The sequence below is a fragment of the Amycolatopsis sp. NPDC051128 genome, assembly GCF_040682715.1.
Lineage (GTDB): Bacteria > Actinomycetota > Actinomycetes > Mycobacteriales > Pseudonocardiaceae > Amycolatopsis.
This window is the reverse complement of the sequence record NZ_JBFBBN010000033.1, coordinates 58,036-84,581: the sequence shown is the minus strand read 5'-3', so window position 1 is coordinate 84,581 and position 26,546 is coordinate 58,036. Positions and strand designations below refer to the sequence as shown.

Annotated in this window: 27 protein-coding genes; 12 read left to right on the top strand and 15 right to left on the bottom strand. The window is 71.0% G+C overall.

The features are described from left to right. Positions 1 to 87 precede the first annotated feature (87 nt). A complete protein-coding gene (locus AB0M82_RS29225) occupies positions 88 to 687 on the top strand; it encodes a TetR family transcriptional regulator (protein ID WP_364728372.1) in 600 nt (199 codons plus the stop codon). After that, a complete protein-coding gene (locus AB0M82_RS29220) occupies positions 684 to 1,655 on the top strand; it encodes a R2-like ligand-binding oxidase (protein ID WP_364728370.1) in 972 nt (323 codons plus the stop codon). The genes AB0M82_RS29225 and AB0M82_RS29220 overlap by 4 nt, the downstream gene beginning before the upstream one ends. An 88-nt stretch (positions 1,656 to 1,743) precedes the next feature. Here AB0M82_RS29220 and AB0M82_RS29215 read toward each other — a convergent pair whose 3' ends face one another. From AB0M82_RS29215 to AB0M82_RS29200, 4 genes are all read right to left on the bottom strand, one after another. After that, positions 1,744 to 3,402, bottom strand: a complete 1,659-nt coding sequence (locus AB0M82_RS29215) for an AMP-binding protein (protein ID WP_364728368.1) — start codon at positions 3,400 to 3,402, stop codon at positions 1,744 to 1,746. 78 nt (positions 3,403 to 3,480) lie between these two features. Further along, on the bottom strand, positions 3,481 to 4,284 hold the full coding sequence (locus AB0M82_RS29210) for a hypothetical protein (RefSeq protein WP_364728366.1): 804 nt from the start codon (positions 4,282 to 4,284) through the stop codon (positions 3,481 to 3,483). Next, positions 4,281 to 4,811 (bottom strand): SigE family RNA polymerase sigma factor, encoded by a 531-nt coding sequence (locus AB0M82_RS29205; protein WP_364728363.1) that lies wholly within the window; start codon positions 4,809 to 4,811, stop codon positions 4,281 to 4,283. The genes AB0M82_RS29210 and AB0M82_RS29205 overlap by 4 nt, the downstream gene beginning before the upstream one ends. Before the next feature lie 43 nt (positions 4,812 to 4,854). Next, on the bottom strand, positions 4,855 to 7,563 hold the full coding sequence (locus tag AB0M82_RS29200; protein ID WP_364728361.1) for an RICIN domain-containing protein: 2,709 nt from the start codon (positions 7,561 to 7,563) through the stop codon (positions 4,855 to 4,857). A 113-nt stretch (positions 7,564 to 7,676) separates the two neighbouring features. Between AB0M82_RS29200 and AB0M82_RS29195 the strand changes: the two genes are divergently transcribed. The 6 genes from AB0M82_RS29195 to AB0M82_RS29170 all read left to right on the top strand — a co-directional run bounded on the left by AB0M82_RS29195 (position 7,677) and on the right by AB0M82_RS29170 (position 12,105). Then, positions 7,677 to 8,372 (top strand): ESX secretion-associated protein EspG, encoded by a 696-nt coding sequence (locus tag AB0M82_RS29195; protein WP_364728359.1) that lies wholly within the window; start codon positions 7,677 to 7,679, stop codon positions 8,370 to 8,372. Positions 8,373 to 8,444: 72 nt separating this feature from the next. Next, entirely contained in the window at positions 8,445 to 8,942 is a 498-nt protein-coding gene (locus AB0M82_RS29190; protein ID WP_364728357.1) for a hypothetical protein, read from the top strand. Beyond that, positions 8,939 to 9,490 carry a DUF3558 family protein gene (locus AB0M82_RS29185; RefSeq protein ID WP_364728354.1) on the top strand — a complete coding sequence of 184 codons (552 nt, stop codon included), beginning with the start codon at positions 8,939 to 8,941 and terminating at the stop codon, positions 9,488 to 9,490. The genes AB0M82_RS29190 and AB0M82_RS29185 overlap by 4 nt, the downstream gene beginning before the upstream one ends. Before the next feature lie 14 nt (positions 9,491 to 9,504). Continuing rightward, entirely contained in the window at positions 9,505 to 10,914 is a 1,410-nt protein-coding gene (locus tag AB0M82_RS29180) for a hypothetical protein (protein ID WP_364728351.1), read from the top strand. A 61-nt stretch (positions 10,915 to 10,975) separates the two neighbouring features. Next, positions 10,976 to 11,731, top strand: coding sequence for a PhzF family phenazine biosynthesis protein (locus AB0M82_RS29175; protein WP_364728349.1), 756 nt, complete (start codon positions 10,976 to 10,978; stop codon positions 11,729 to 11,731). Further along, positions 11,731 to 12,105, top strand: a complete 375-nt coding sequence (locus AB0M82_RS29170) for a YccF domain-containing protein (RefSeq protein ID WP_364728347.1) — start codon at positions 11,731 to 11,733, stop codon at positions 12,103 to 12,105. The genes AB0M82_RS29175 and AB0M82_RS29170 overlap by 1 nt, the downstream gene beginning before the upstream one ends. Here the strand turns inward: AB0M82_RS29170 and AB0M82_RS29165 are convergent, their stop codons facing one another. The 7 genes from AB0M82_RS29165 to AB0M82_RS29135 form a co-directional block, all read right to left on the bottom strand. Continuing rightward, positions 12,106 to 12,906 carry a metallophosphoesterase gene (locus AB0M82_RS29165; protein WP_364728345.1) on the bottom strand — a complete coding sequence of 267 codons (801 nt, stop codon included), beginning with the start codon at positions 12,904 to 12,906 and terminating at the stop codon, positions 12,106 to 12,108. 37 nt (positions 12,907 to 12,943) lie between these two features. Further along, entirely contained in the window at positions 12,944 to 13,738 is a 795-nt protein-coding gene (locus AB0M82_RS29160; protein WP_364728342.1) for an HAD-IIA family hydrolase, read from the bottom strand. Positions 13,739 to 13,949: 211 nt separating this feature from the next. Next, on the bottom strand, positions 13,950 to 15,017 hold the full coding sequence (locus AB0M82_RS29155; protein ID WP_364728339.1) for an ABC transporter ATP-binding protein: 1,068 nt from the start codon (positions 15,015 to 15,017) through the stop codon (positions 13,950 to 13,952). After that, positions 15,014 to 15,781, bottom strand: a complete 768-nt coding sequence (locus AB0M82_RS29150; RefSeq protein ID WP_364728336.1) for an ABC transporter permease — start codon at positions 15,779 to 15,781, stop codon at positions 15,014 to 15,016. Before AB0M82_RS29150 ends, AB0M82_RS29155 begins: the two co-directional genes overlap by 4 nt. Positions 15,782 to 15,839: 58 nt before the next feature. After that, positions 15,840 to 16,646, bottom strand: coding sequence for a molybdate ABC transporter substrate-binding protein (gene modA, locus AB0M82_RS29145; protein ID WP_364728334.1), 807 nt, complete (start codon positions 16,644 to 16,646; stop codon positions 15,840 to 15,842). 41 nt (positions 16,647 to 16,687) lie between these two features. Then, positions 16,688 to 17,092, bottom strand: a complete 405-nt coding sequence (locus AB0M82_RS29140; RefSeq protein ID WP_364728331.1) for a helix-turn-helix transcriptional regulator — start codon at positions 17,090 to 17,092, stop codon at positions 16,688 to 16,690. 33 nt (positions 17,093 to 17,125) lie between these two features. Further along, a complete protein-coding gene (locus tag AB0M82_RS29135; RefSeq protein ID WP_364728329.1) occupies positions 17,126 to 17,614 on the bottom strand; it encodes a MarR family transcriptional regulator in 489 nt (162 codons plus the stop codon). Between the two features lie 115 nt (positions 17,615 to 17,729). Between AB0M82_RS29135 and moaA the strand changes: the two genes are divergently transcribed. The 3 genes from moaA (at position 17,730) to AB0M82_RS29120 (ending at position 20,630) form a co-directional block, all read left to right on the top strand. After that, a complete protein-coding gene (gene moaA / locus AB0M82_RS29130; protein ID WP_364728326.1) occupies positions 17,730 to 18,794 on the top strand; it encodes a GTP 3',8-cyclase MoaA in 1,065 nt (354 codons plus the stop codon). Position 18,795: 1 nt separating this feature from the next. Continuing rightward, on the top strand, positions 18,796 to 19,056 hold the full coding sequence (locus AB0M82_RS29125) for a MoaD/ThiS family protein (protein ID WP_364728323.1): 261 nt from the start codon (positions 18,796 to 18,798) through the stop codon (positions 19,054 to 19,056). Between the two features lie 932 nt (positions 19,057 to 19,988). Next, entirely contained in the window at positions 19,989 to 20,630 is a 642-nt protein-coding gene (locus tag AB0M82_RS29120) for a transglycosylase family protein (protein WP_364728321.1), read from the top strand. A 441-nt stretch (positions 20,631 to 21,071) separates the two neighbouring features. Here AB0M82_RS29120 and AB0M82_RS29115 read toward each other — a convergent pair whose 3' ends face one another. The 4 genes from AB0M82_RS29115 to AB0M82_RS29100 all read right to left on the bottom strand — a co-directional run bounded on the left by AB0M82_RS29115 (position 21,072) and on the right by AB0M82_RS29100 (position 24,187). Continuing rightward, positions 21,072 to 21,992 (bottom strand): molybdenum cofactor biosynthesis protein MoaE, encoded by a 921-nt coding sequence (locus AB0M82_RS29115; protein ID WP_364728319.1) that lies wholly within the window; start codon positions 21,990 to 21,992, stop codon positions 21,072 to 21,074. Next, positions 21,989 to 22,459: a cyclic pyranopterin monophosphate synthase MoaC gene (gene moaC, locus AB0M82_RS29110; RefSeq protein WP_364728316.1), complete on the bottom strand. Its 471-nt coding sequence runs from the start codon at positions 22,457 to 22,459 to the stop codon at positions 21,989 to 21,991. The genes AB0M82_RS29115 and moaC overlap by 4 nt, the downstream gene beginning before the upstream one ends. 52 nt (positions 22,460 to 22,511) lie before the next feature. Next, positions 22,512 to 23,903, bottom strand: a complete 1,392-nt coding sequence (locus tag AB0M82_RS29105; RefSeq protein WP_364728313.1) for an NAD-dependent malic enzyme — start codon at positions 23,901 to 23,903, stop codon at positions 22,512 to 22,514. A gap of 104 nt (positions 23,904 to 24,007) precedes the next feature. Beyond that, positions 24,008 to 24,187, bottom strand: coding sequence for a hypothetical protein (locus AB0M82_RS29100; protein WP_364728311.1), 180 nt, complete (start codon positions 24,185 to 24,187; stop codon positions 24,008 to 24,010). Between the two features lie 89 nt (positions 24,188 to 24,276). Here AB0M82_RS29100 and AB0M82_RS29095 point away from each other — a divergent pair, with 89 nt between their 5' ends. Further along, on the top strand, positions 24,277 to 26,514 hold the full coding sequence (locus AB0M82_RS29095) for a helicase-associated domain-containing protein (RefSeq protein WP_364728309.1): 2,238 nt from the start codon (positions 24,277 to 24,279) through the stop codon (positions 26,512 to 26,514). Positions 26,515 to 26,546: the final 32 nt, after the last annotated feature.

The window sequence follows — 26,546 nt, the reverse complement described above, 5'->3', positions numbered from 1 at the left end:
CCGTAGCCGCCACCGCCGACAAATTTACGTGCGAACCGAATGTGTACAGCGCCTTGACAACAGGACGATCTGTGTCAAGGTGAAAGTGTGACCAGCTTCACCGAGCGGACGAAGGCGTCCCTGCGCGAAGCACTGCTCGACGCCGCCGCCGACCTGCTGCCGGACCGCGGCCATGCGGGGCTGCGGATGGCCGACGTCGCGGCCAGGGCCGGGGTGAGCAGGCAGACCGTCTACAACGAGTTCGGCAACAAGGCGGCGCTGACCCAGGCGGTGGCGCTGCGCACCGCGTCGGAGTTCCTGGACGGGATCCGGCAGCGGTTCCAAACGGCGGACGGGCTCCTGGCCGGCATCCACGAAGCCGTCGTCTACACGATCGAGCACGCGCGGGAGAACCGCCTGGTCGCGGCGGCGCTCGGCACCGAAGCGGGCGAAGACCTGCTGCCGCTGCTCACGACCAGGGGCGAGCCGATCCTCACCGCGGCCGCGGACCTCGCCGCCGAGCAGTACCGCGAGTTCGAACCGGGGCTGTCCACCGAAGCCGCGGCCTTGCTCGCGGAGACCGTCGTGCGCCTTTCCCTGTCGCACCTTGTGCTTTCCACTCACTCGGCAGCGGAGGCGGCCGATGCCGTCACCGCGGTCATGGAACCCGCCATCCGCCAATTCGTCCACAATGGAGTGAAACGATGACCGACACGCTCCCGGAACTCAGGACTGGCTTCTCCTCCCTGCGCAAGGGCGGGCTGAACTGGGACTCCTTCCCGCTGCGGCTGTTCGTCAAGGGCAACAAGAAGTTCTGGAACCCGGCGGACATCGACTTCAGCAAGGAACGCGAAGGCTGGGACACGCTCAACCCGGAACAGCAACGCTCGACGACGTACCTGGTCGCGCAGTTCATCGCCGGCGAAGAAGCCGTCACCGAGGACATCCAGCCGTTCATGCGGGCGATGTCGGCGACCGGCCGGTTCGGCGACGAGATGTACCTGACGCAGTTCTGCTTCGAGGAAGCGAAACACACGGAAGTGTTCCGCCGCTGGATGGACGCCGTCGGGCTGACCGGGGACCTCCACCCGTTCGTCGCCGAGAACCCCCACTACCGCAAGCTGTTCTACGAGGAACTCCCGCGATCGCTGCGGGCACTGGAAGACGATCCCAGCCCGCTCAACCAGATCCGCGCGAGCGTGACGTACAACCACGTGATCGAGGGCAGCCTCGCGCTGACCGGCTACTACTCGTGGCAGCTGATCTGCACCCAGCACGACATCCTGCCGGGCATGCAGGAACTCGTCCGCCGCATCGGCGACGACGAGCGCCGCCACATGGCGTGGGGCACGTTCACCTGCCGTCGGCACGTCGCCGCGGACGACTCCCTGTGGGACGCGGTGCAGCAGCGGATGGGTGAGCTGCTGCCGCACGCGCTCAACATGATCCAGTGGGTGCAGGACCAGTTCGAGGAACTGCCGTTCGACAACGACCCGCAGGAGATCGTCCAGTACGCGGCGGACCGGGCGCGGCGCCGGCTGGGCGCGATCGAGTCGGCCCGCGGGATGCCGGTGGAGCAGATCGACGTCGACTACTCGCCGGAGCAGCTGGAAGAGACCTTCGGCGAAGAAGACGCGAAGGCGATCGCGGAAGCCGCCGCGGCGGTCGCGACGTAAGCCGTGAATGTCGCATTGAGGGACTTGAAGTCCCTCAATGCGACATTCACGGCTTTTGGGAGGAGCAGCGCCCGACTGTCCCTGGGGTTTAGGCGTGCTTCGCCGCGGCTGCCTGCTCCAGGCCCAGCAGGCTGATCGACTTCTCGCGCATCTCGACCTTGCGGACCTTGCCGGTCACCGTCATCGGGAACTCGTCGACGACGTGCACGTACCGCGGGATCTTGTGGCGCGCCAGCTTGCCGGCGCAGAACTCGCGCACCTTCTCCGCGGTGAGCGGTTCCGCGCCTTCCCGCATCCTGATCCAGGCCATCAGCTCTTCGCCGTACTTCTCGTCCGGGACGCCGATGACCTGCGCGTCGAGGACGTCCGGGTGGGTGTAGAGGAACTCCTCGATCTCACGCGGGTAGAGGTTCTCGCCGCCGCGGATGACCATGTCCTTGATGCGGCCGGTGATGTTGACGTAGCCGTCGTCGTCCATGACCGCCAGGTCGCCGGTGTGCATCCAGCGCGCGGCGTCGATCGCCTCCGCCGTCTTGTCCGGTTGCTCCCAGTACCCGAGCATCACCGAGTACCCGCGCGTGCACAGCTCGCCCGGCGCGCCGCGCGGCATCGTCAGCCCGGTTTCCGGGTCGACGACCTTGACCTCCAGATGCGGCCCGACCCGCCCGACGGTCGACACGCGGCGCTCGACCGAGTCGTCCGACCGGGTCTGCGTCGACACCGGCGACGTCTCGGTCATGCCGTAGCAGATCGACACCTCCGTCATCCCCATCCGGTCGATGACCTGCTTCATCACCTCCACGGGGCACGGCGAGCCCGCCATGATGCCGGTCCGCAGCGACGACAGGTCGAAGCTCGCGAAGTCCGGGTGGTTGAGCTCGGCGATGAACATCGTCGGCACGCCGTAGAGCGAGGTGCACTGCTCGGCGGCGACGGCTTCGAGCGTGGCCTTCGGGTCGAACGCCGGCGCCGGGATCACCATGCAGGAGCCGTGGCTGGTGGACGCCAGGTTGCCCATCACCATGCCGAAGCAGTGGTAGAAGGGCACCGGGATGCACACCTTGTCGTATTCGGTGTAGTTGCACAGCTCGCCGACGAAGTAGCCGTTGTTGAGGATGTTGTGGTGGCTGAGGGTGGCGCCCTTCGGGAAGCCGGTCGTGCCCGAGGTGTACTGGATGTTGATCGGGTCGTCGGCCGACAGCCCGGCCTGCAGGTGCGCCAGCCGCCCCGGGTCGCCCCGCCGGCCCGCGTCCATCAGCGCCTGCCAGTCCTCGCCGCCGAGCACCACGACGTGCTCCAGCCCCGCGCACTTCTCCCGCACCTCGTCGACCATCGCGGGGTAGTCGGACGTCTTGAACCGGTCCGACGCGACCAGCAGCCGGATCCCGGCCTGGTTGAGCACGTACTCCAGCTCGTGCGACCGGTAGGCGGGATTGATGTTGACCAGGATCGCGCCGATCTTCGCCGTCGCGTACTGCAGGAACGTCCACTCCGCCCGGTTCGGCGACCAGATCCCGACGCGGTCGCCCTTGCCGAGGCCCTGCGAAACCAGGCCGAGCGCCAGCGCGTCCACCTCGGCGGCCAGCTCGCGGTAGGTCCACCGCCGCCCGGCGGCCCGGTCGACCAGCGCGTCGCGGTCACCGAACGCCGCCACCGTCCGGTCGAAGTTGTCGCCGATGGTGTCCCCGAGCAGCGGGGCTTCCGAAATTCCCGAAGCGTAGCTCGGCAGGGCGGGCGCGTCAGGCATGGTGCCTCCCGAAGTCGACGGTGACCTGGGCCGAGTCTAGGAAGGGAAGCCGCTCGTGGCGACTTACCCGGGTGGTGGTCATTTCGCCCGGGTGAAGCGGCCTTGGATCGCGTGCGCGCCGTCGGCCGAGGTGGCTTGCAGGGCGTAGCCGTCCGGATCGGCGTCGCGCGTGCCGGCCGCGTGGTTGTACTGGACGGCGAAGAGGTGTTGACCGGCCGGCACGGTTCTGCCCGGCTTGAGCTCCCAGCGGTAGACCACCGCGCCGTCGCTCTCCTGCGCGGTGGTGGTGAAGTCGTCGCCAGGCCTGGTCTGCCATTGGCCGGTGCTCTGCACGCCGCCGGTCTGCGCGATGCGCACTTCCACGGTGAGCGCGGTCAGCGGCTGGGCGACGTCGACGGTGAGCGTGCTCTGCGCCCAGAAGACGGTGCTGTGCGGATCGACGTATCCCTGCGCCGACAACGGCCCGTCCGAAACCCGGCTGCCGGCCGGTGCGGCCGGATTCGCGTCGGCCGACGACGGGCGGGTGGTCGTCCGGCCCGGATGCTCCGGTGCCGGCGGCGGGACCGAACCGCCGGTGGGACGAGCGGAGGGAGTGGAGCTGGGCGTCGCACTCGGGCTCGGGACGGTGAGCGTTGTCCCGCTGTCCGGTCGCGCCGGCGCGACCGGCATGACTCCGGCGACGGCGAGACCGGCGACGGCCAGGATGCCCGCCGCGGCGGAGCCGGCCAGCGCCACCTTGGGCCAGGACCGCGCGGCCCTCGGTGCCCGGTAGCGGACCGTGGCGCCGGCCATACCGCGGTGCACGCGGGCCAGCATCCGGTCGTGGTCGGGCTGGTGTGCTCCGGCGGCTTCACGCAGCCGCCTGCCGATCTCGTCGTTCACCGGCTTCCCCTCTCCGCCGCCAGGTCCCCGGTCGCCCGGACACCGAGCAGACGTTCCAGCTCGGCCAGCCCCTTCGAGGTCTGGCTCTTCACCGCACCGACCGAGATGCCCAGCGCCCGCGCGGTGTCCTTCTCCGACAGGTCGAAGGCGTGCCTGAGGATGACGCAGGCCCGCTTGCCGAAGGGCAAGCGGCTCAAGGCCGCCCGCACGTCCACCACCGCGGCCACGTCGGGAGTCCGCTCCTGCTGCGAACCCTGCGACCAGAACAGGGAGATCCGGCGGCGCTCGCGCGTCGCGCCGCGGATCCGTTCCCGTGCCAGGTTCGCGACCACCCCACGGGCGTACGCCAAGGGGTGTTCGGCCTTACGCAGCCGGTCCCAGCGCTGCCACAGGGCGATCAGGGCGTCGGCGGCGAGGTCGTCGGCCGCGTCCGTCTCTCCGGTGAGCAGAAAGGAGAACCGGGCCAGCCCGGCGTAGTGCCGTTCGAAGAACTCGTGGAACTCCGCCGACGTGTCATCGAGGCGCATGTGTCTCGGCTGCCTCTTTCTCCCATGGCCTCATGGCCTCTGCTCAGGACAAGTCGCCGTACACCACGCCACGGCCGTTGGTGCCCACGTAGACCCGGCCGTACACCGCGGGGTCACCGGTGATGGTGCCCAGGTTGCCGCCGTACTGGTGCCGGTCGTCGTTGATCCTCGTGAAGGCGGCGCCACCGTCGATCGAGCGGAAGACGCCGGTGACGCCGTCGACCGTACCTGTCAGGTAGACGGCGGGATATCCGGCGCCGGGAGCGGCCTTGCCGAAGCCGACGGCGCTGGACCCCTGCACGCCCCGCAGCTTGCCGAAGCTCACCCCGCCGTCGGTGGCGTGCCAGAGCCCGCCGCTGCCGGTGATCCACAGATCGCCGGCAGTGCCCGGAGCAGCCACGAGCCGGTCCCCGGCGAGGCCCTTGGCCCGCGCGGTGAAGCTCCGGCCGCCGTCCACGCTGGCGAACAAAGTGCCGCCACTGAGCGCGTAGAAGGTGCCCGCCGCGACGCGGTCGGCCACCACCGCCGTGCCCTTGGGCAGGCCGGACGACGCCGTCCACGTCGCGCCGCGGTCGGTGGAGACGGCGGGCACCTGCCCCGACGCGGTCCACACGACGGCGCCGCCGTCGGCCGAGATCGCCACGGTGCCGCCGCCCGCGGCGCTCACCGGAGCCCCGGCGAACGGCGCCCAGGTGACGCCGCCGTCCGTCGAGTAGGCACCGCGCGCTTCGCCGCTGTAGCCGACGCGGACCACGATGTTCGGCTTGGCCTGCGCGAAGTCGATGCCGGTCGTGTTGCTGAAGCGGGGTCCGGACGAGGCCCCGGCCGGCACCTTGTCCAAGTGGTCGTGGCGGAACCCGCCGATGTCGCCGAGTGCGCTGATCAGCTTGCCGCCGGGCGGCGCGACCAGGCCGAGGACCGCGGTCTCCTCCAGCCCCTCGGCACGGACCGCCCAGTGCGCGGCGCCGCCGCGGTCCGCCGCGGTCACGTCGTTGCTCGCCCACAGCCCCGATCCGGTGCCGTACAGGACGTGCCCCGAGTCGAAGGGATCGAGGGCCAGCGCGCCCATCCAGTGGCCGACGCTGGTGCCGACGTACGGCGCGGCGGAAGCGTCCCGGACGGACGTGGCCCCGATGGCCTTCCAGGCGCCACCGCCGTCGGTGGACCGGTAGAGCTCGTCCGAAGGCCACCAGCGGTCGAGGGTGGTGACCATCACCGTGGCCGGGTGCTGCGGATCCACCGCCAGCCCGGCGTAGCCGAAGCCGCGCCCGGGGATCGGCGAAACGTCCTGCCAAGCCCTGCTGGACGGCGTGTGCTTCCACACCGAACCGGCCGTGACCCCGTTCGGGCCGAGGGCGTCGGTGTACGTCACGTACAGCGAGCCGTCACCGGACAGGACACCGTGCTGGGGCAACTGCCCGGCGGGCTGACCGGGCACGGCCTGCCAGGTGCCGCCGCCGTCGGTGGAGCGGTACAGCGAGGTGGTCTTGTCGGCGGCGCCCACGTAGATCGTCCGGCTGCCGGCCGGGCCGAAGGTCACGAAGGACAGGCCGGCTCCGCTGCTCGCGCCGTCCTTGACCGGGAACGCGCCGACCTGGTTCCACGTCACGCCGTAGTCGGTGCTGCGCCACAGCCCGTTGTCGCGCGTGCCCAGGTACAGCGTGCGATGGTCGGCGGGGTCGATCGCGAGCCGCTCGCCCATCGACCGGCCGTCCTCGTTGCTGCCGAGCTTGAACGGCAGATCGGTGCGCTGGAACGTCTTGCCCTGGTCGGTCGAACGCAGGATCGAGCCGTTGCCCGCCCAGTCGTTGGTGTAGGTGCCGGTCGCGAGGTAGACCCGGTCGGGGTCGACCGGATCGGTCGCCACGCTCTCGATGCCCAGCAGGTTCCAGTCCGCCGCCCAGTCGGTCAGCGGGATCCACCGGCCGGCCGGGCCGTCCCAGCGGTACGCGCCGCCCATGTCGGTACGCGCGTAGAGCAGGCCCTTGCGGCCGGGGTTGAAGACGAAGCCGGTGACGAAGCCGCCGCCCACGATCTGGGCGTTGCGCCACGTGTAACCGCTCGGATCGGCCGCCGCGGCGGGTGGCGGGGCGGACGCGGTGGCGGACGGCTCGGGCGTGACGGCCCTCGCGGAGGTCGAGAGCTTGGCGGGGGTGTCCGCCTTCGCCAGCTTCCACTGCTGGTCGGTGCCACCGCGGTCGGCGGACGGCACGACCGCGCCGTCGGCGCCGTCCTTCACGCCCAGGACCAGGCCCGAGCCGCGCGAGACGATCTTGACCATCCCGCCCCCGACATCAGTGAGCTTCCACTGCTGGTCGGCGGCACCGGTGTCCGACTGCTGTTCGACGTCGGCCGGCGCCGTGGCGGCTTTCCGCACGCCCAGCACCTTCCCGCTGTTGTGGTTGACCAGCCGGCAAAACCCGCCCTCGACGAACTTCACCTGCCACTGCTGGCTCGCGGCACCGGTGGCGCGCTTCTCCTCCTGGATCCGGACGCCGTCCGCGTGGTCCGCCCCGGCCACGTCCAGCGCGTTGCCGCTGCGCACGGAGACGAGCTGGTAGTAGGCGGCGGTGTCCACCGCCACCGCCGCCGCGTCGTCCCGGGTGAAATACAGGTAGGGACCGACGAGCGCCGGCACGCCCACTGCCAGGGCGATCGCCGTCCAGCGCCCGCGGTGGCGTCCGCGCCTGGGCGGCACGGGGCCGCCGCTCCGGTGCACGTGCCGGCCACCGGCGGACTCGGTCTTCCTCATCGCAGCTCTCCTTGACGTCTTCGGTTCTGCCCGCAAGTTGCCGCTGCTCCCGGAAAGGTTTCCGCCCGCGCGAAATCCGAGCGCGGGGTGGTGGTTCCGCTACGCTCGGGGACGTGCCGGAGGAATTCTCACTGGGCCTGGCCGAGGTCGACGTCGCGGTCCGGCGCACCGGCCTCCCGGCGAACTGGCACCCCTTCGAGATCCGCAGCCCGGGCCGCACCATCGAGGAGCACGACCGCGTCGCGGCGGAGTCGTGGGAGTCCCTGCGGGCCCGGGGGCTGGCCGGCCCGGACAAACTGGACATCGAGGTCGAGCAGACGCTCCGGGCGTGGACCCACCCGGACGTGCTGATCATCGTCCGGGCGGCGGAAGAGGGCCGCCAGGTGTTCTACCGGGCGGCGATCGGTCACGGGCTCGGGGTGTTCTCGGAGCTGGCGGGCGAGGAGATCCTGTTCGCCCAGTCGCGGCCGGACCGCCTGGTCGACCTGGTGGTCGGCATGCTGCCGGAGTACCCGCCGGTGCCGCTGGCCGAGCTGACGTTCGTCGCTCCGCCGTCTTCGCGGGACGCCGAGGCCGCCGCCGAGTTCTCCCGCTGGCCACTGCACCGCTACGGCACCTTCGAGCTGTCGGCCCGCCACGGCCAAGGCGCCCTTCACCCCATCGGAACAGCCACGTTCGTCGACAACGAGGGCGGCCGTTTCCTGATGTTCAGCGAGCCTCTCCCCGGCGGCCAGTCGCGGGTGCGATTCACCCCTTCGAATGGTTCTCACCTACGGAGCTGGCTGCACGAGGGAGGCAGGAACCACTGACACCCCCGGTTTGTCACTAGTACAGTGCAGGGGGACCACTCAGGGTGGTGCCGGGACGACGGGGAGGGCGTCATGGGCGGTTCGCAGTTCGGCGCACCAGGATCGTTCACACCTCCACCAGCGGCCGGGGACGCCGCGGCCAACTTCCTCGCTACCTTCGCCGATGCCCCCGTGGACTCCGCGGCCGCGAAGCGGGTCAGCGAGGGTGGCAGCCACCTGAAGTCACTCGCCGAGAACGGTCAGTTCGCGGTGAACGAAGAGGGATTCCAGGCCTACATCAAGGCTTGTGACTTCTTCCTCGACGGCTACAACCGGATGATCGGCGACGTCAGCCAGCTGTCCTCTCAGGCCAAGATGGGCGGCAGCGAATTCGCCAAGGCTGTCGCCGCCTTCAACGTGAAGGTGGCCGACGGCGACGAGCAGTCGCTGATCCCCAACCTGATCCGGATGCGTGACGGCATCGAGCAGGCTCGCGAAGCGATGGTGATCGCGCGCAAGAACTACCGCGAAACCGAGGATGCCCACAGCATGACGTTCACCCAGCTCAACAAGGGGCTGCAGGGGCAGTGACCGCACGCCGCGCTTCGGTCGCGTTCGTCACGCTGGCCCTCGCCCTGACCGCATGCACGAGTCAGGTCGGCGGCCAAGCGGCCCCCAGTTCGCCGGTGACAGGAACGACCGCTCCCGCCACGAGTACCGACCCGGACAACCCTTTTTCAGGCCTGAGTCCGTGCTCGGTCCTCGACCAAGTCCTGACCGGGCAGGGTTTTCCCCAAGCGGAGCCGATGGTCGCGGACACGAAGAACAGCTGCCGCTCCACCAAACCCACCTCCGGCAATACACCGGGCGTGGACGTGGGGCTCTCTTTCCAGGCCGGTCGCGGCTACAAGGAGAACGTCGGCAACCCCAGTCAGGCGAGTGAAGGAAACGTCAACGGGCGCCCTGCGGTCGAAGAACGCGAACCGTTGAATTCGCGCGGGCAGTGCAACGTGTGGCTGGAAGTGAAGCCCAGCTCCCGTGTTTTCCTCCTGCTCGCCTCGGGCACGGACACCGCGAAGGCCTGCCAACTCGTCGAAGACATCGCCGCGAAAGTCGAGCCACTACTGCCGAAGAACTGAGACGGAGTCCAGCCATGAGTCAGCCGCACCGGGCGCAGCATCGCCAGTCCGAGGGTGACTACTACGCGGCCACCGAACAGAAGCTCCAAGGCCACGGCAACGCCCAGCAGGTAACCCAGAAAGCGGCGTCGGACTACTCTGTCGCGCAAGGGAAGCTCCTGCAAGAGGGACAAACCCTGCGGGGCGACTCCCCGGCTCCCGGCGAAAACTATGCGAACAGCCCGCATGAGGTGCTGTACGACATGGTGCACAAAGACCTCGACATCGAGGGCATCAACAATCGCAGCCGCGTGGCCAACGTCTACGGCAACTGGCTGGCCGACGCCTCGAACCAGTTTCGCGACGCCGCCACCGCGTCGGGAGGTTCCTGGCAGGGCCCCGCGGCCGACCAGGCGAACAACTTCTTCCAGAGCACCGCGGGGCACACCGAACAAACCGGCAACGCGATGCAGCTGGTCTCCAACCACTACTCCCAGCAGTCGGCCGCCGCTCATTACGCCAAGACGAACATGCCCGAGCCCACCGGCTTCGACCAGCAAGCCGAGATGGACAAGGCGAAGCAGCAGTACAACTCCGGTGACCTCATCGGCATGAACTCGACCATGACCGGCATCCAGGCCAAGCAGCAGCAGGCCGACGCCGCGCACCAGCAGGCCGTTCAGGTCCTCCAGAACCTCGACTCCACCTACCACGAGACCGCCAGCAGCCAGCCCACCTACGCGCCGCCGCCGCAGCTGGGCCAGGGTGACTCCACCTCCGTCTCCGGGTTCCACGGAACCAGCGGCACCAGCGGCTTCAGCGGCACCCCCGGCATCGGAGGCACCGGCCCCGGCGGGACGAGCGGGACCTACCTGCCGCCGGGGACCACCCCGCCGCCCGGGGCGGCTCCGTCGCCGCCCGCCATCCCGCCCGGGGCCACGACTGGTGGCGGCACCGGCAACTTCGCCGGCAACACGAACTTCCGCCCCACGCCCGCCGCGAGTACCTTCACCCGGCTGACTCCCGACGGGCTCGCCATGACCGGGCCGCCCGGGACGCCCGGGGCGGCCAACACCGGCGGGGACACCACCCGCGGCAAGCCCGGCACCGGGTCCGGGCGCGCCGGGACCGGGTTCGCCGGGTCGCGGGTGTCCGGGGGCGGCTACACCGGCGGCCCCAAGGAAACCCCTGGCGAAGGCAAGGCTTCGGGAACGGGCAAGGGCGCCGAACGGCTCGAGCGTGGCGCCACCGCGGCCGCGGCCGCCAAGGGCAAAGCGGGGGCGGGCGGGGCCGCGGGCGCCCCCGCTGGGGCGGGCAAGAAGAAGGAAGACGACCAGGAGCACAAGAACAAGTTCGCGGTCGAGGACGACGTCTTCGGCCTCAAGCCGGAGCACGGCCCGGACGGCGAGAAGATCGTCCGGCCGACCATCGGGGAAACCCCTTAGATCTCCCCCATTCGAAGATCGTCCGCCACCGCGGCGCCCACGTCGTGGCTACATTGAAGGTATGCGCTTCTTCATCGTCGACGCCTTCACCGACCAGGCGTTCACCGGGAACTCCGCCGGGGTCGTCCTGCTGGACGAGCCCGCCGACCCGAGCTGGATGCAGTCCGTCGCCGCCGAGATGAAGCACGCCGAGACCGCCTTCGTCGTCACCTCCGGCAGTGGCCCCAAGTCGCTCAGGTGGTTCACCCCCGAGGTCGAGGTCGCGCTGTGCGGCCACGCGACCGTCGCGACCACCCACGTCCTCGGCGGCGAGCAGACCTACACCACGAAAAGCGGCGAGCTGCGGGCCAGGGCCCAAGACGGCTGGGTCGAGCTGGACTTCCCGTCCGACCCGCCCACCCGGACCGAAGACGATCTGTCCGAAATTCTCCCGGGCGCCGAGATCGAGTACACCGGGCGCGGCATCGAGAACCTCTTCGCCGTCCTCCCCGACGCCAAGGCCGTCCGGACGCTCCGACCCGACCTCGGGAAGCTGAAGGAGACCTGGAACGGACGGCTTCTCGTCACCGCGAAGGGTGACGACGTCGACTACGTCAGCCGCTTCTTCGCGCCGGGCGTCGGCATCGACGAAGACCCCGTCACCGGCTCGGCGCACTGCATCCTGTCGCCTTACTGGTCCGGAAAACTGGGGCGCGAAGAACTCACCGGCGCGCAGGTGTCCCAGCGCGGCGGGATCGTCCGGACCCGCCAGGACGGCGACCGGGTCCACCTCGCCGGCCAGGCCGTCACGGTCGTGAGTGGGGAGCTGCACGTCTGATGCGCACCCTGCTGAACATCATCTGGCTCGTCCTGTGCGGCTTCTGGATGGCGCTGGGCTACCTGCTCGCCGGCGTGATCTGCTGCGTCCTGATCGTCACGATCCCGTTCGGGCTGGCGTCGTTCCGGATCGCGCGCTACGCGCTCTGGCCGTTCGGACGCACGGTCGTCGACCGGCGCGACGCCGGTGCCGCGTCCTGCCTCGGCAACGTCATCTGGTTCGTCTTCGCCGGGCTGTGGCTGGCCATCGGGCACGTCTTCACCGGCATCGCGCTGTGCGTCACGATCATCGGCATCCCGCTCGGCATCGCGAACTTCAAGATGATCCCGGTGTCGCTGATGCCGCTCGGCAAGGAGATCGTCGAGATCGGCTGATCACGACCGCGGGTCGTACGGCAGCTTCACCACCAGGCACGGCCCCCCGACGAACAGGCCGCCGTCGACGCCCAGTGCCTTGCCGCCCGCGTACAGGTACGGCCCTTCGATCTGCATCGGGTGGATGCCCAGCTGGTCCGCGATGACGCTGTGCCCGTGCACGATGCGGGTCCCCCCGAGGGCGTCCATCAGCTTCTGCGCGTTGTCCTCGCCGTCGGGCCCGCGGAACGCGTAGCGCGTCGTCATGCGGCGCCAGACGTCCCACCACGCCTCGATGTCCGAACCCGCCAGGATCTCGCCCGCCGCCTCGTTGATCCCGTCGACCGTGTCGCCCCAGTCGAGGTACTCGAGGGTGTCGGAGTGCAGCAACAGGTGGTCGGCGGCGAGCGCGGCCAGCGGGCGCGCGGTCAGCCACTCGATGTGCTCGGGGGTCAGCCGGTCCTGGTCGGACAGCAGGCCGCCGTTGATCTCCCAGCTGCGGGCGAAGCTGCGCGGGCCGAAGTCGGACGGCACCGGCTCGTCGCCGAAGTGGTACATCCCCAACGCGAGGATCTCGTGGTTGCCCAGCAGCGTCTGCACCTGGCCACCGGCCTCGGCGGCCTGCTCCTCGAGCCGCATGACCAGGTCGATCGCGCCGACGCCGTCGGGGCCGCGGTCGACGAAGTCGCCGAGGAACCACAGCTGGTCTTCGCCCCCGGACCAGGTGTCCTCGTCGTCGAGCAGGCCTTCGGCTCTCAGGGCTTCGGCCAGCTCGTCACGGTGGCCGTGGACGTCGCCGACCACGTACGTGGACTTGCTCATCCGGTGACGATAAGCCCTGCTTCCGCCCGGCCCACCGTCAGCCTTCGCCGAACGGGTCCAGGGTCCGCCCGATCAGGTCAGCGATCGAGTCGATCACCAGTGTGGGCCGATACGGATAGCGCTCGGCCGACTCCCGGGTGGATATGCCGGTGAGCACCAGGATGGTCTGCAGCCCGGCCTCGATGCCCGAGTGGACGTCGGTGTCCATCCGGTCGCCGATCATCAGCGTCGACTCCGAGTGCGCGCCGAGCCGGCGCAGCGCGGAGCGCATCATCAGCGGGTTCGGCTTGCCGACGTAGTACGGCGAGCGCCCGGTGGCCTTCTCGATCAGCGCCGCGACCGACCCGGTGGCCGGCATCGAGCCCTCGACGCTCGGCCCGGTGGCGTCGGGGTTGGTCGCGATGAACTTCGCGCCGCCCTCGATCAGCCGGATCGCGCGGGTGATCGCGCTGAAGCTGTACGTGCGGGTCTCGCCCAGCACGACGTAGTCCGGTTCGCGCTCGGTCAGCACGTAGCCGACCTCGTGCAGCGCCGTCGTGAGGCCCGCTTCGCCGATGACGAAGGCCGAGCCGTTCGGCCGCTGCGAAGAGAGGAACTTCGCGGTCGCCAGCGCCGACGTCCAGATCGACTCCTCCGGGATGTCGAGCCCGGTGCGCTCCAGCCGGGCCCGCAGGTCGCGGGGGGTGTAGATCGAGTTGTTCGTCAGCACCAGGAAGTCGATGCCGTTCGCCTTCAGCTCGGCGAGGAACTCGTCGGCCCCGGGAACGAGGTGCTCCTCCTTCACCAGGACGCCGTCCATGTCGGAGAGGTACGTCCACCGGCCTTCGCTCATGGGCGAAACCTATCACGCGTGCGAGGCACCTGCGGTGCGCGCGAAAAACGGGTTCCGCGGGAATTGCCGGAATACTTTTCGACGTCGACGGCGCATCCCGTCGGAAAGCACGTGGACGTATGCGCGGCATTTCCCGGGTCCGGCAATTAAAAGTGCAGCGATAAACAGCAGCGAATTTCGTGATCGAACGAAATCGACGGCTCGTCGCCGTTCAGGAAACCGCGGCCGGGTGCACCGACACGGTCGCGGCCTTCACCGAGAGCGTCACCGCCGAGCCGGGCTCCAGGGCGAGCTCGGCCACGGCGGCCGGGGTGAGGTCGGCGGTCAGGCCGTGGGCCCAGCCGTCGCCCTCGGCCCGGACCCGGATCACCGGCCCGTGCGGCTCCAGGGCCGCGACGACCGCGCCGGTGGTGTTGCGCGGGCTGCCGCGGTGGTCGCCGTCGTGCGGGTAGACGGCGACGGCGTTCGGCGGGAACACCGCGACCGCGGGCTCCCCCGGCACGACGTCCGGCGCCGGGATGCCCGCCACGACCTCGCCGGACGCGGTCCGCAGGCCTTCGAGAACCGCGGTGCCGGCGACGAGGTTCAGGCCGGCGATCCGCGCGGTGAACGCCGTCCGCGGCGCCGAAAGCACTTCACGGGTCGGGCCGCGTTCGACGACCCGGCCGCCGTTCATCACCGCGACGTGGTCGGCGAGCGCGAGCGCGTCCAGCGGGTCGTGCGTGACGAGCACGGTCGTCGGCCCGGCCTTGAGCACCCGCCGGAGCAGGCCGCGGATCGCGGGGGCGGCGTCGACGTCGAGCGCGGCGAACGGCTCGTCGAGCAGCAGCAGGTCCGGCTCCGCGGCCAGTGCCCTGGCGATCGCGACGCGCTGGGCCTGGCCGCCGGACAACTGCCCTGGCCGCCGGTCCGCGAGCTCGACGGCGTCCACTTCGGCCAGCCAGAAGTAGCCGCGCTCCCGTGCGGCGCGGCGGCCGGCGCCGGTCGAGCGCGGCGAGAACGCGACGTTGTCCACTGCGGACAGGTGCGGGAAGAGCAGCGCGTCCTGGGAGAGCAGCCCGATCCCGCGGCGGTGCGGCGGCACGCCGGCCAGCGCCCGCCCGGCCACCGTGATCTCCGCCGACCGGGGCGTGACGAGCCCGGCGAGGCAGCCCAGCACCGTCGACTTGCCGGAGCCGTTCGGGCCGAGCAGCGCCAGCACGCTCCCGGCGGGCACGTCGAGGTCCACTTCGAGGTGGAACGAGCCGCGGACGGCGTCGATCCGGGCGGCGAGGCTCACCGCAGGCCGCCTTCCCACGAGCGTGGCCGCGCGACGGCGATGACGACGACGGCCACGACGATGAGCAGCAGAGCGAGCGCCACCGCGCTGTCGACGTCCACTTCGGCCTGCGTGTAGACCTCGAGCGGCAGGGTGCGGGTGACGTCCTCGAGGCTGCCCGCGAAGGTGATCGTGGCGCCGAACTCGCCGAGCGCGCGGGCGAAGCTGAGCACGACTCCGGAGCCGAGCGCGGGCAGCAGCAGCGGCAGCGTGACCCGGCGGAACACCGTCCACGGGCGCGCGCCGAGGGTCGCGGCGACCTGCTCGTAGCGGTCGCCCGCGCCGCGCAACGCGCCTTCGAGGCTGACCACCAGGAACGGCATCGCGACGAACGTCTGCGCGATCACCACCGCGGTCGTGGTGAACGGCACGGACTCCCCGGTCAGCGTGGTGATCAGCATGCCGAGGAAACCCTTGCGGCCGAGCAGGTACAGCAGCGCGAGGCCGCCGACGACCGGCGGCAGGACCAGGGGCAGCAGCACGATCGACCGCAGCAGCCGGACCCCGCGGAACCGCGCCCGCCCGAGCACGACGGCCAGCGGCACCCCGAGCAGCACACAGGCCAGAGTGGACAACGCCGCCGTGATCAGCGACAGCCGCAGCGCGTGCCACGACGACGGCGTCGCGATCAGGCCGGGCAGCCGGGTGAGGTCGGTGCGCACCAGCAGGCCGACGACCGGCAGCACCACCAGGGCCAGCGCGAGCGCGGCGGGGACGGCGAGCACCCACGGGACGCGCGAGTGACCGGCCGGGGCGGCGCCCGGCCGGCCGCTCGGGGAACGCCTACCGCGCAGAGCCGAACCCGGCCTTCGTCAGCACAAGCTTGCCCTCGGTGCCGAGGACGAACTCTTCGAACTGGTGCGCCAGGGCGGCCTGGCCGCCCTTGACCGCGGCGATCGGGTAGCTGTTGATCGCCTGGTCCGCCTGCGGGAAGTCGACCTTGTCCACCTTGCCCGAGGCGGACGTGGCGTCGGTGACGTAGACGAGGCCCGCGTCGGCGTCGCCGGACTGGACCTTGTTCAGCACCTGCTTGACGTCCTGCTCCTCGCTCTTCGGCTTGAGCGTGACGCCGGCGGCCGTCTCGGCCTTCTTCGCCGCCGAACCGCACGGCACCTGTGGCGCGCAGGTCACCACGGCCAGCCCGGCCTTGTTCAGGTCCGCGAACGACCGGATGTTCTTGGGGTTGCCCGGTGCGACGGCGATGGCGAGCTTGTTCGTGGCGAACACGGTCGCCTGGCCGTCGATCACTCCGCCCTGGTTGGCCTTGTCCATCGTGGCCTGGTCGGCCGCGGCGAAGACGTCGGCCTTCGCGCCGTTGGTCAGCTGCTGCACCAGGGTGGCCGAACCCGCGAAGCTGAACTTCACGGTCGTCCCGGGGTGCTGGGCCTCGAACTCCTTGCCGAGCGCGGTGAACGACTCGGTGAGCGACGCGGCGGCGAACACGGTCAGCGTGCCGCCGCCGGCGTTGCCCGCCCCCTTGGGCGCGGGTGCGGTGACCGACGCGCCGGGCTGCGTGCTGGGCTCGTCCGAGCTGCTGCACGCGCCCGCGAACAGGGCGACCGCGGCCACGACGAGAGCGAGCTGTGCCAACCGGCGGCTTCGCCGCCCGGCCCCCCGAAAAGCGAGGTTCTTCATCGATTTCCTTCCGGTGTTTCCACCATGACTGTGGTCGCCTTGACGACCGCGACCGCGAGCACGCCCGGGCGCAGACCCAGCTCGCGGACGGCTTCCGTACTCATCAGGGACACCACGCGGTGTGCCCCGCACTGCAGTTCCACCTGAGCCATCACCTTGTCGGCGATGACCTCGGTGACCAGCCCGACGAACCTGTTGCGGGCGGAGCGGCCGACCGTGGAGGGGTCTTCGGGACCGGCGGCCTGCGCCCGCGCGAACCCGGCCAGCTGGGCGCCGTCGACGACCTTCCGGCCCGCGGCGTCGTCGGTGGCGGTCAGCTGACCCGCGCGCACCCAGCGGCGCACGGTGTCGTCACTGACCCCGAGCAGGCGCGCGGCCTCGGACAACCGAAATTGCGGCATGACCGAGACATTATCTCCGCAGTTGAGGAAAAGCTACGCGGGGCGCGCGGAGTCCATGAAATCGGCGCGCAGCCGTCCGTTCATGACGTTCTGATAACGCTCGATGGCTTTTCGCTCGGCCGGAGAGAACTGCGCGAGCGTCTCGCGGAGGGCGTCGAAGGCAGACTGGAAGAGCGGCGCGAAGCGGTCGACGACCCCGGGCACGACCTCGACCAGGACCTTGCGGCGGTCTTCGGGGTCGCGGACCCGGCGGACCAGCCCGACCTTCTCCAGCCGGTCGATGACGCCGGTGACCGCGCCGGTCGACAGCCCCGTCAGCTCGGCGATCCGGCCGGCGGTGAGCGGGCCGCCCGCCTGGATGGCCAGGTCGAACGCCTTGTGGTCGGTGCCGGACAGGCCCATCCGCTCGGCGATCCTGGCGTGTCGCAGGACAGTCAGCGTGCTGCCTTCGCGGCTCAATTCGGCGAAGCGGGCGAGTTCCTCGTCGGTGAGCGGATAGGTTTTTCCCGTGGTGTTCGACATCACGTGTCCTTCCTCCGGCGCACTGTCCGAGATAGTTCGCCAACTGAACAACTCACTCCACAAAGTATCCTAGCGATCGGCTCCCTTCGCCCGATCCGGAGCTACCCTGTGCGTAATGACGGCAGTGGATCTAGGGTTTCCTCGCGTCCCCGGTACACGAGGTCCTTCTCGCGCGCCTCGGCCCGAGAACCCCCATCTCATCGACACCTTCGGCCGGGTGGCCACCGATCTCCGGGTTTCCCTGACGGATCGGTGCAACCTGCGCTGCACCTACTGCATGCCCGCGGAAGGCCTGGACTGGATGCCGGGCGAGCAGGTGCTGACCGACGACGAGCTGGTCCGGCTGATGCGGATCGCCGTCGAGCTGCTCGGCGTCACCGACATCCGGCTCACCGGCGGCGAACCCCTGCTGCGCCCCGGCCTCGAGGACCTCGTGGCGCGGGTCACGGCGCTCGAGCCACGGCCCCGGCTGTCCATGACCACCAACGGGATCGGCCTCGCCAAGCGCGCGGCCGGGCTCGCCGAGGCGGGCCTGGCCCGGATCAACGTCTCGCTCGACAGCGTCGACCCCGAGACGTTCCTCAAGATCACCCGCCGCGACCGGCTCTCGCACGTGCTGGCCGGCATGGCGGCCGCGCGGGACGCCGGGATGTCCCCGGTGAAGGTCAACGCCGTGCTGATGCGGGGCGTGAACGAGACCGATGCTGTGTCGCTGCTGAAGTTCTGCCTCGCCGAGGGCTACCACCTGCGATTCATCGAGCAGATGCCGCTGGACGCCCAGCACGGCTGGAACCGCGGCGAGATGATCACCGCGGCCGAGATCCTCGAGATGCTGAGCGCGGAGTTCTCGCTGACGCCGTTCCCGGTCGCGCGGGGCGGCGCGCCCGCCGAGCGCTGGCTGGTCGACGGCGGCCCCGGCGACGTCGGCGTGATCGCGTCGGTGACCCGGCCGTTCTGCTCGGCGTGCGAGCGGACGCGCCTGACCGCCGACGGCGCGGTGCGCTCCTGCCTGTTCAGCAACGACGAAACGGACCTCCGCTCCCTCGTGCGCGCGGGCGCGCGCGATGAGGAGGTCGCGGACGCCTGGCGGGCGACGATGTGGGGCAAGCTCGCCGGCCACGAGATCAACGACGCCGGGTTCGCGCAGCCGATCCGGCCGATGAGCGCGATCGGCGGTTGAGATGGCCACCCTGACCATCGTCGTGCGGTACTTCGCGGCGGCCCGTGCCGCGGCGGGCGTGGAAGAGGAGAAGCTGCAGCTGCCGTCGGGCGCGTCGGTCGCCGACGCCGTGGCCGAGCTGCGCCGCCTGCACCCGGCGGGCCTGCCGCGGATCCTGGACGCGGTCAGCTACCTGCTCGACGGCATCGCGGTGCGGGACCTGGCCCGGCCACTGCGGGACGGCGCGGAGCTGGACGTCCTCCCGCCCTTCGCCGGCGGCTGACCTGCCCTTCCGCACCCAGACGGTCGGCTCGCGTACCCAGAGCGTCGGCTCGTGTACCCAGAGCGTCGGCTCGCGGGATTGAGCGGACGACACGCCGTATGACCAGCCAATTCGTCGTGGCGACTCTCGATTACGCGAGCCGACCCTCCAGGTACGCGAGTTCGCCTTCCCGGTACGCGAGCCGACCGTTCGAGTACGGAAGCGACCGCTCGGCGACGCCCGTTCGGGGGGTGTCGGCGTGGCGCGCCGCCGGATCCGGTTGTTCGCGGGAGGCTGAACCCGTCGGCCGGAACCCCATCCGGTGACCTGTTTCGCCTGGTCGGTCACGGTGCGTCGACCGGGTCGCCCGAGGATGACCGGTCACGAGGCCCCCGAGCCGTGATATCAACCCACGAACAGGTGGGGCCGCTGTGACTCGCGAGGTACCTGGGGCACGATTGTCAAGTCTGGCGCGGTCCCGCCAGGAGTCATAAGATGCGCCCCTTCAATCGCGCACCGGACGTCGCGAATGGCCCATTCGCTGCCCCAAACACGTGATGCAAGCCTCACGATCCGTGTTTTATCTCGACTAGGAAACGGCCAGATAACGGCCCGCTGACCTGCGAAAACGGGCTTATCGACCAGGGTTGCGTGGCGTTACTGTGACGTAGGTCACGCCCCGAATAATTTCCGATCACGGCCGTCGTTACGTACCGTCGCTATTCGGTTGGCCCCGACCAGCCAGCAAGACCGGGAATCCGTAGCGCCTAGCCCTGTCCGACGGATACCCGGACCCATACCCCGAGCGAAAGCATTTCCGGACAGGGACGAGGGGACGACGAAGACGCGCCGTGCGTCGGACTCGTCTGCCGGTCTGAGACGGCCGGCGCCAGGACCCCGATCCTGACCCTCAGCACAGGCTCGTAGGCGCAGGGAAACCGAGAAGCATTCAGATGTCTTACCGAGGCAAGCACCGCAAGATGTCCGCTGCTACCCGCACCGTCGCTCGCGTCGCCATCGCGGGCATCGCGGTCGGCGCCCCCCTCGCGATCGCCGCCACCCCCGCGTCGGCAGCGACCAACTGGGACGCCATCGCGCAGTGCGAGAGCGGCGGCAACTGGAGCATCAACACCGGCAACGGCTACTACGGCGGCCTGCAGTTCACGCAGAGCACCTGGAAGGCCTACGGCGGCACCGGCAGCGCGCAGGGCGCTTCGCGTGAGCAGCAGATCGCCGTGGCCGAGCGCGTCCTGCAGGGTCAGGGCATCGGTGCGTGGCCGGTCTGTGGCAAGAAGGGTGGCAGCGGTTCGGCTGCCCCCAAGGCCAAGGCCACCGGCAAGGCCAACACCACCAAGAAGGTGACCCCGAAGAAGAGCACGACCGCCCCGAAGCAGGCGGCGGCCCCGGCGGTGGCGACCGGCGTGAGCAGCTCCAACCCGGCCGGTGACTACACCGTCGTGGCGGGCGACACCCTGTCCAAGATCGCCAGCCAGTTCAAGGTCGAGGGCGGCTACAAGAAGCTGCAGGACCTGAACCAGAAGTACATCCCGAACGCGGACCTGATCCTCGTCGGCCAGAAGATCGCCACCAAGTGACGATCGCGCAGTGATGCGTAAGTCCGGCCTCGAGCCGTGACACCCACGAACCCTCCACCGCCAATCCCCCGGGCGGTGGAGGGTTCATGTCACTCATGGGTCGCCTCGGTGACCCGCCCTGCCTCGCCGGCTCCCGTCCGCCAACCGGCTCGTCCGCCTGCTGACGCGCCTAGGGCCGCGTCTGGGCACTGTGGCATCGTCCTGACCGTGTCCGGCCGTCACTCGGGCGCTCCGCGCCCCACACCGGTCTCGCCACTGACCGTCGACGGCCGCCGCTACGTCATCGCCGGCCTGCCGGACGGCGACTGGGCGCGCGACGTCCGCGCCACCGGCCGGGGCGAGCTCGTCCACGGGCGCCGCAGGCAAGCTGTGACGCTCGAGGAAGTCACCAATCCGGCCGTCTGCCGAGACGGGCCGCCGGCCGGGTCGCGGTGTTCCGGATCAGGGCGAGTTGACCCACTCGTCCGTGCCGTCGGTGAAGTGCTGGTGCTTCCAGACCGGCAACCGCGCCTTGACCTCGTCCACGAGCTCCGAGCAGGCCGTGAAGGCCTGACCGCGGTGTTCCGCCGCCACGGCGCACGCGAGGGCGACGTCGCCGATCGTCAGTGGCCCCAGGCGGTGGCTCACCGCCACCGCGCGGACGCCGGTCCAGCGCGCCGACAGGTCCGCGACCACGTCCGCGATCACCTGGCCCGCGCTCGGGTGGCCTTCGTACGTCAGGTCGCGCACGCCCTTGCCGCCGTCGTGGTCGCGGACCACCCCGGCAAACGTCACCACCGCGCCCGCCGCGTCGTCCTCCACCAGGCGCGCGTGCTCCTCGACGGAGAGCACCTCCTCGGTCACCAGCGCCCGCGCCACGCGGACCGCCGGGCCCGAAGCGGCGGAACGCGGGTGGTCGCCACCGGCCAGCTGGTCGACCGCGTGGTCCAGGATGCCGTCGAGGACGCCCAGGCCGTCCTTCACGCCGCCGCTGGAGCCCGGGAGGTTCACGACCAGGGTCCGGCCCGCCACGCCCGCGACACCGCGCGAGAGCACCGCCGTGGGCACCTTGGGCAGCCCGGCCGCCCGTATCGCGTCCGCGACGCCCGGCAGTTCGTGGTCCAGCACCGCGCGGGTGACGTCGGGGGTGCGGTCGGTCGGCGAGATGCCGGTGCCGCCCGTGGTGAGCACCACGGCGACACCGTCGGCCAGCGCGGCCCGCAGCGCGACGCCCACCGGGTCGCCGTCCTCGACGACGACCGGCGCCGGCACGTCGTAGCCGCGGCCGGCCAGCCAGGCGACGATGACCGGGCCGGTCTTGTCCTCGTAGACGCCCTTCGCGGCGCGGTTGGACGCCACGATCACGCGCGCGGTGCGCTTCACGGCCGCTCCCAGGTTCCGGTCTTGCCGCCGTCCTTGCGGAGCAGGCGGACCTCGTCCAGCGTCGCCGCCGGGTCGACGGCCTTGATCATGTCGTGCACGGTCAGCCCGGCGACCGCCACGGCGGTCAGCGCCTCCATCTCGACACCGGTGACGTCGGTGGTCTTCGCGGTCGCGCGGATCCGGACCTCGGCGTCGCCCAGCTCGAACTCCACCTTGACTCCGGAGAGCGCGATCTGGTGGCACAGCGGGATCAGCTCGGGCACCCGCTTCGCGCCCATGATCCCGGCGATCCGCGCGGTGGCCAGCGCGTCGCCCTTGGGAAGACCGTCGGTGGCCAGGAGCCGGACCACCTCGGCGGTGGTCCGCACGGTCCCGGCGGCGAGCGCGGTCCGCGCGGTGGCGGTCTTGCCGGAGACATCGACCATCCGGGCGGCGCCGGTCTCGTCGACGTGGCTGAGTTCACTCACACCGCGAGGCTACTTCCGCGGCGCCGGGACGGAAGTGCCGCCACCGCCACCGTCACGCCCGCTCGGCGCGCACGGCCTTCCGGACGGCCTCCGCGACCGCGGGCGCCACGGCGCTGTCGAACACGCTCGGCACGATGAACGACGCGTTGAGCTTGCCGTTGTCGACGACGTCGGCGATCGCGTCGGCGGCCGCGAGCAGCATTTCGTCGTCGATGTTGTGCGCGTGCGCGTCGAGGAGGCCGCGGAACACACCCGGGAACGCCAGGACGTTGTTGATCTGGTTCGGAAAGTCGCTGCGGCCGGTCGCGACGACGGCGGCGTGCCGCTGCGCCTCCAGCGGGTCGATCTCCGGGTCCGGGTTCGCCAGCGCGAAGACGACGGCATCGGAGTTCATGGTCGCGACCTGCTCGGCGCCGAACAGGTTGGGCGCGGAGACCCCGATGAACACGTCGGCGCCGTTCAGCGCTTCGTGCAGGGTGCCGCTGACCTGGTTCTTGTTCGTGTGCGAGGCGATCCAGGCCAGGTTGTCGTCGAGGTTGCCGCGCGCGGAGTGGACGACGCCGTCGATGTCCGCGGCGACGATGTCGCCCGGGTTCTTCCGCAGCAGCAGCCGGATGATCGCCGAGCCGGCCGCGCCGACACCGCTGACCACGATCTTGCAGTCCTCGATGTTCTTCCCGACCACGCGCAGGGCGTTGCGCAGCGCGGCCACGACCACGATCGCGGTGCCGTGCTGGTCGTCGTGGAACACCGGGATGTCCAGCAGGTCGCGCAGCCGCTTCTCGATCTCGAAGCAGCGCGGCGCGGCGATGTCCTCGAGGTTGATGCCGGCGTACACCGGCGCGATCGCCTTGACGATCTTGATGATCTCCTCGGTGTCCTGGGTGTCCAGGCAGACCGGCCAGGCGTCGACGTCGGCGAACTTCTTGAACAGCGCCGCCTTGCCCTCCATCACCGGCAGCGCGGCGGCCGGGCCGATGTTGCCGAGGCCGAGCACCGCGGAACCGTCGGTGACGACGGCGACGGTGTTGCGCTTGATGGTCAGGCGGCGCGCGTCCTCGGGGTTCGCGGCGATCGCCTGGCAGACGCGCGCGACACCCGGGGTGTAGGCGCGGGAGAGGTCGTCACGGTTGCGGAGCGCGACCTTGGGCGTGACCTCGATCTTGCCGCCGAGGTGGATCAGGAACGTCCGGTCGGAGACCTTGCGGACCTTGACGCCGGGCAGCGAGTCGAGCGTCTGCGTGATGTCGTTCGCGTGGTTCTCCGACAGCGCGTTGGCGCTGATGTCGACCACGATCGAGTCCGGGTGGGACTCGACGACGTCGAACGCGGTCAGCACGCCGCCGACGCGCCCGACGGCGGTGGTCAGGTCACCGGCCGCGCTGGACGAGGCCGGGGCCTCGACCCGGACGGTGATCGAATATCCGGGACCGGGAACCGGCATGGCACTACCCCCGCATGGGAAAGGTGGGCTGGGACGGGTGGAAACCTACTCCCGTGACCGCCCTCACGAGGCCCCGATACCGGTACTGACCAGTAACAACAGCGTCAGCGATTGATCTCGGTCTCGGGGTGCACGTAGGGCACCGAGTCCAGCGGGAACGTGATCTCCCCGAACGGCGACAGCGCGCCCTGGCGGTCGGCCGCGAGCTCGGTCACGGGGTGCTCGCCGTCCTCGCCCGGCCAGGTCGGGTCGATCCCCTTGTGCTTCTTCTCACCCTTGGCCACAACGTCCTCCACTGCGGTGCTCAGTTCTCGGAGACAGTCTGCCTGAGGCTGGCGAGGCCCGGGCAACCGCCCGGGTACCCTGGCCTTCTATGCCCGCGACCTCTTTGGCGGACTGGCTGCGCACGGAGTCCGACGGCGCACTCGCGGAACTGCTCCGCACGCGGCGCGACCTGTCCACGCCCCCGCCGTCCGACAGCACCGTGCTGGCCACCCGGGCCGGCACGCCGGGCTCGGTCGCGCGTGCCTGCGAGGACCTCGACACCTTCACCCTGGCCGTGCTCGAAGCGTGCCTGCTGGCCGGCGCCGATCGCGATCCCGTGCCGGTCGAAGACGTCGCGAAGCTGGTCGGCACCGATGTCACCGCGCCGCTCACCCGGCTGCGGACCCGTGTGCTCGCCTGGGGCCCGGACGACGCGCTGCGCGTGCCGCCCGCGGTCCGAGAGGCGCTCGGGCCGTTCCCGGCCGGGCTGGGCGCGTCGTCGCCGTCGCTCGACGGCGAGGACCTGACCGCGCGCCTGGCGGAGCTGTCCGACGACGAACGCGGCGTCCTGAACGCCCTCGCCGCCGGCCCGCCGATCGGCCGCACCCGCGACGCCGGCCTGGACCTCACGCTCGAGAAGGCCGAGACGCCGGTGCAGAAGCTGCTCGCGCGCGGGCTGCTGCTGCGGCGCGACGACCAGACCGTCGAGCTGCCGCGCGAACTCGGCGTCGCGGTGCGCGGCGGGGTGTTCGGGCCGGGCACGCTGCGCGAGCCCGAGCTGCCGGTCCACCCGCACCAGACGTCCACTTTGGACAAGGCGGCGGCCGGTGAGGCGATGGAGTTCCTGCGCCACACCGAATCCCTGCTGCGCGCGTGGTCGGCGACCCCGCCGCCGGTGCTCAAGTCGGGCGGCCTCGGCGTGCGCGAGCTGCGGAAGCTCGCCAAGGACCTGGAGATCGACGAGGCCCAGGCCATCCTGCTGGCCGAGCTGGCCGTCGGCGCCGGGCTCGTCGCCGACAGCGAGACGACCGCGCCCGAATGGGTGCCGACGACGCTGACCGACTCGTGGCTCGCGTCGCCGACCGCGCAGCGGTGGATGACGCTCGCGCAGGCGTGGCTGGAGCTGCCGCGGCTGCCGGGACTGGCCGGCGGGCGCGACGCCAAGGACAAGCCGATCGCGCCGCTGTCGGAGGAGCTGCGCCGTCCGCTGGCGCCGGTCGCGCGGCGCCGGGTGCTGGCCGCGCTGGCCGACCTGCCCGAAGGCGCCGGGGCGAAGAGCGTCGACGAGCTCGTCGCGGTGCTGGCCTGGCGGGCCCCTCGCCGTGGTGGGCGGCTGCGGGACGAGACGGTCCGGTGGACGATGGCCGAGGCTTCGGCGCTGGGCCTCGTCGCTCTCGGCGGCGTCACGACGGCGACGCGCGCCCTGCTCGCCGACGACCGGCCGGCCGCGGTCGAGGCGATCCTCGACGCGCTGCCCGCGCCGGTGGACCACGTGCTGCTGCAGGCCGATCTGACGGTCGTCGCGCCGGGTCCGCTGGAGCCGGAGCTGGCGGCGGAGATGGGCGCGGTCGCCGACGTCGAGTCGTCCGGGCACGCGACGGTCTACCGGATCACCGAGGGCTCGGTGCGGCGCGCGCTGGACACCGGCCGCACCGCCGGCGAGCTGCACGCGCTGTTCAAGACAAAGTCGGCGACACCGGTGCCGCAGGGGCTCAGCTACCTGATCGACGACGTGGCGCGGCGGCACGGGCGGCTGCGCGGCGGCGTCGCGGCGTCGTTCCTGCGGTGTGACGACGAGGCGTTGCTGGCCGAGCTGCTGGCCCACCCGGTGGCGGCGGAGCACGACCTGCGGCGGATCGCGCCGACCGTCGTGATCAGCCCGGACCCGCTGCACGATGTGCTGATGGGGCTGCGCGGGGCCGGGTTCGCCCCGGCGGCGGAGGGCCCCGACGGCCGGGTGGTCGACATCCGCCAGGACGGCAGGCGGCTGCCGGCGAAAGCGCGCGCGGCCCGCCGCGGCCCCGGTGAGCAGGCGGTGCTGACCGAGGACCAGGCGGCGCGGATCGTCTCCAACCTGCGAGCGGGCGACGCGGCCTCGGCCCGGCGCCGCGGTTCGGCGGTCCGGGCGCCGGTGGGTGGCGGCGCGGACACGTCGGCGACGTTGGAGCTGCTGTCACGGGCGACGCTGGAGCGCCGTGAGGTGTGGATCGGCTTCGTGGACTCGCGCGGGACGGCGAGCCAGCGCGTGGTGCGGCCGGTGCGCGTCGGCGGCGGGGTGCTCGAAGGGGAGAACAACGAGCAGTACTCCCTCCACCGCATCACCTCGGCGGCCCTGGTCGAAGACTGACCGCCGGGTTCGGTGAACGACCGCCGGACCAC

What these genes read in the sequence shown, in the direction of transcription:
- AB0M82_RS29220 (WP_364728370.1), top strand. Translation starts at nt 684, where the DNA reads ATGACCGACACGCTCCCGGAACTCAGGACTGGCTTCTCCTCCCTGCGC.
- AB0M82_RS29215 (WP_364728368.1), bottom strand. Translation starts at nt 3,402, where the DNA reads ATGCCTGACGCGCCCGCCCTGCCGAGCTACGCTTCGGGAATTTCGGAA.
- AB0M82_RS29205 (WP_364728363.1), bottom strand. Translation starts at nt 4,811, where the DNA reads ATGCGCCTCGATGACACGTCGGCGGAGTTCCACGAGTTCTTCGAACGG.
- AB0M82_RS29200 (WP_364728361.1), bottom strand. Translation starts at nt 7,563, where the DNA reads ATGAGGAAGACCGAGTCCGCCGGTGGCCGGCACGTGCACCGGAGCGGC.
- AB0M82_RS29190 (WP_364728357.1), top strand. Translation starts at nt 8,445, where the DNA reads ATGGGCGGTTCGCAGTTCGGCGCACCAGGATCGTTCACACCTCCACCA.
- AB0M82_RS29180 (WP_364728351.1), top strand. Translation starts at nt 9,505, where the DNA reads ATGAGTCAGCCGCACCGGGCGCAGCATCGCCAGTCCGAGGGTGACTAC.
- AB0M82_RS29175 (WP_364728349.1), top strand. Translation starts at nt 10,976, where the DNA reads ATGCGCTTCTTCATCGTCGACGCCTTCACCGACCAGGCGTTCACCGGG.
- AB0M82_RS29170 (WP_364728347.1), top strand. Translation starts at nt 11,731, where the DNA reads ATGCGCACCCTGCTGAACATCATCTGGCTCGTCCTGTGCGGCTTCTGG.
- AB0M82_RS29165 (WP_364728345.1), bottom strand. Translation starts at nt 12,906, where the DNA reads ATGAGCAAGTCCACGTACGTGGTCGGCGACGTCCACGGCCACCGTGAC.
- AB0M82_RS29160 (WP_364728342.1), bottom strand. Translation starts at nt 13,738, where the DNA reads ATGAGCGAAGGCCGGTGGACGTACCTCTCCGACATGGACGGCGTCCTG.
- AB0M82_RS29140 (WP_364728331.1), bottom strand. Translation starts at nt 17,092, where the DNA reads ATGCCGCAATTTCGGTTGTCCGAGGCCGCGCGCCTGCTCGGGGTCAGT.
- AB0M82_RS29135 (WP_364728329.1), bottom strand. Translation starts at nt 17,614, where the DNA reads ATGTCGAACACCACGGGAAAAACCTATCCGCTCACCGACGAGGAACTC.
- moaA (WP_364728326.1), top strand. Translation starts at nt 17,730, where the DNA reads ATGACGGCAGTGGATCTAGGGTTTCCTCGCGTCCCCGGTACACGAGGT.
- AB0M82_RS29125 (WP_364728323.1), top strand. Translation starts at nt 18,796, where the DNA reads ATGGCCACCCTGACCATCGTCGTGCGGTACTTCGCGGCGGCCCGTGCC.
- AB0M82_RS29120 (WP_364728321.1), top strand. Translation starts at nt 19,989, where the DNA reads ATGTCTTACCGAGGCAAGCACCGCAAGATGTCCGCTGCTACCCGCACC.
- AB0M82_RS29105 (WP_364728313.1), bottom strand. Translation starts at nt 23,903, where the DNA reads ATGCCGGTTCCCGGTCCCGGATATTCGATCACCGTCCGGGTCGAGGCC.
- AB0M82_RS29095 (WP_364728309.1), top strand. Translation starts at nt 24,277, where the DNA reads ATGCCCGCGACCTCTTTGGCGGACTGGCTGCGCACGGAGTCCGACGGC.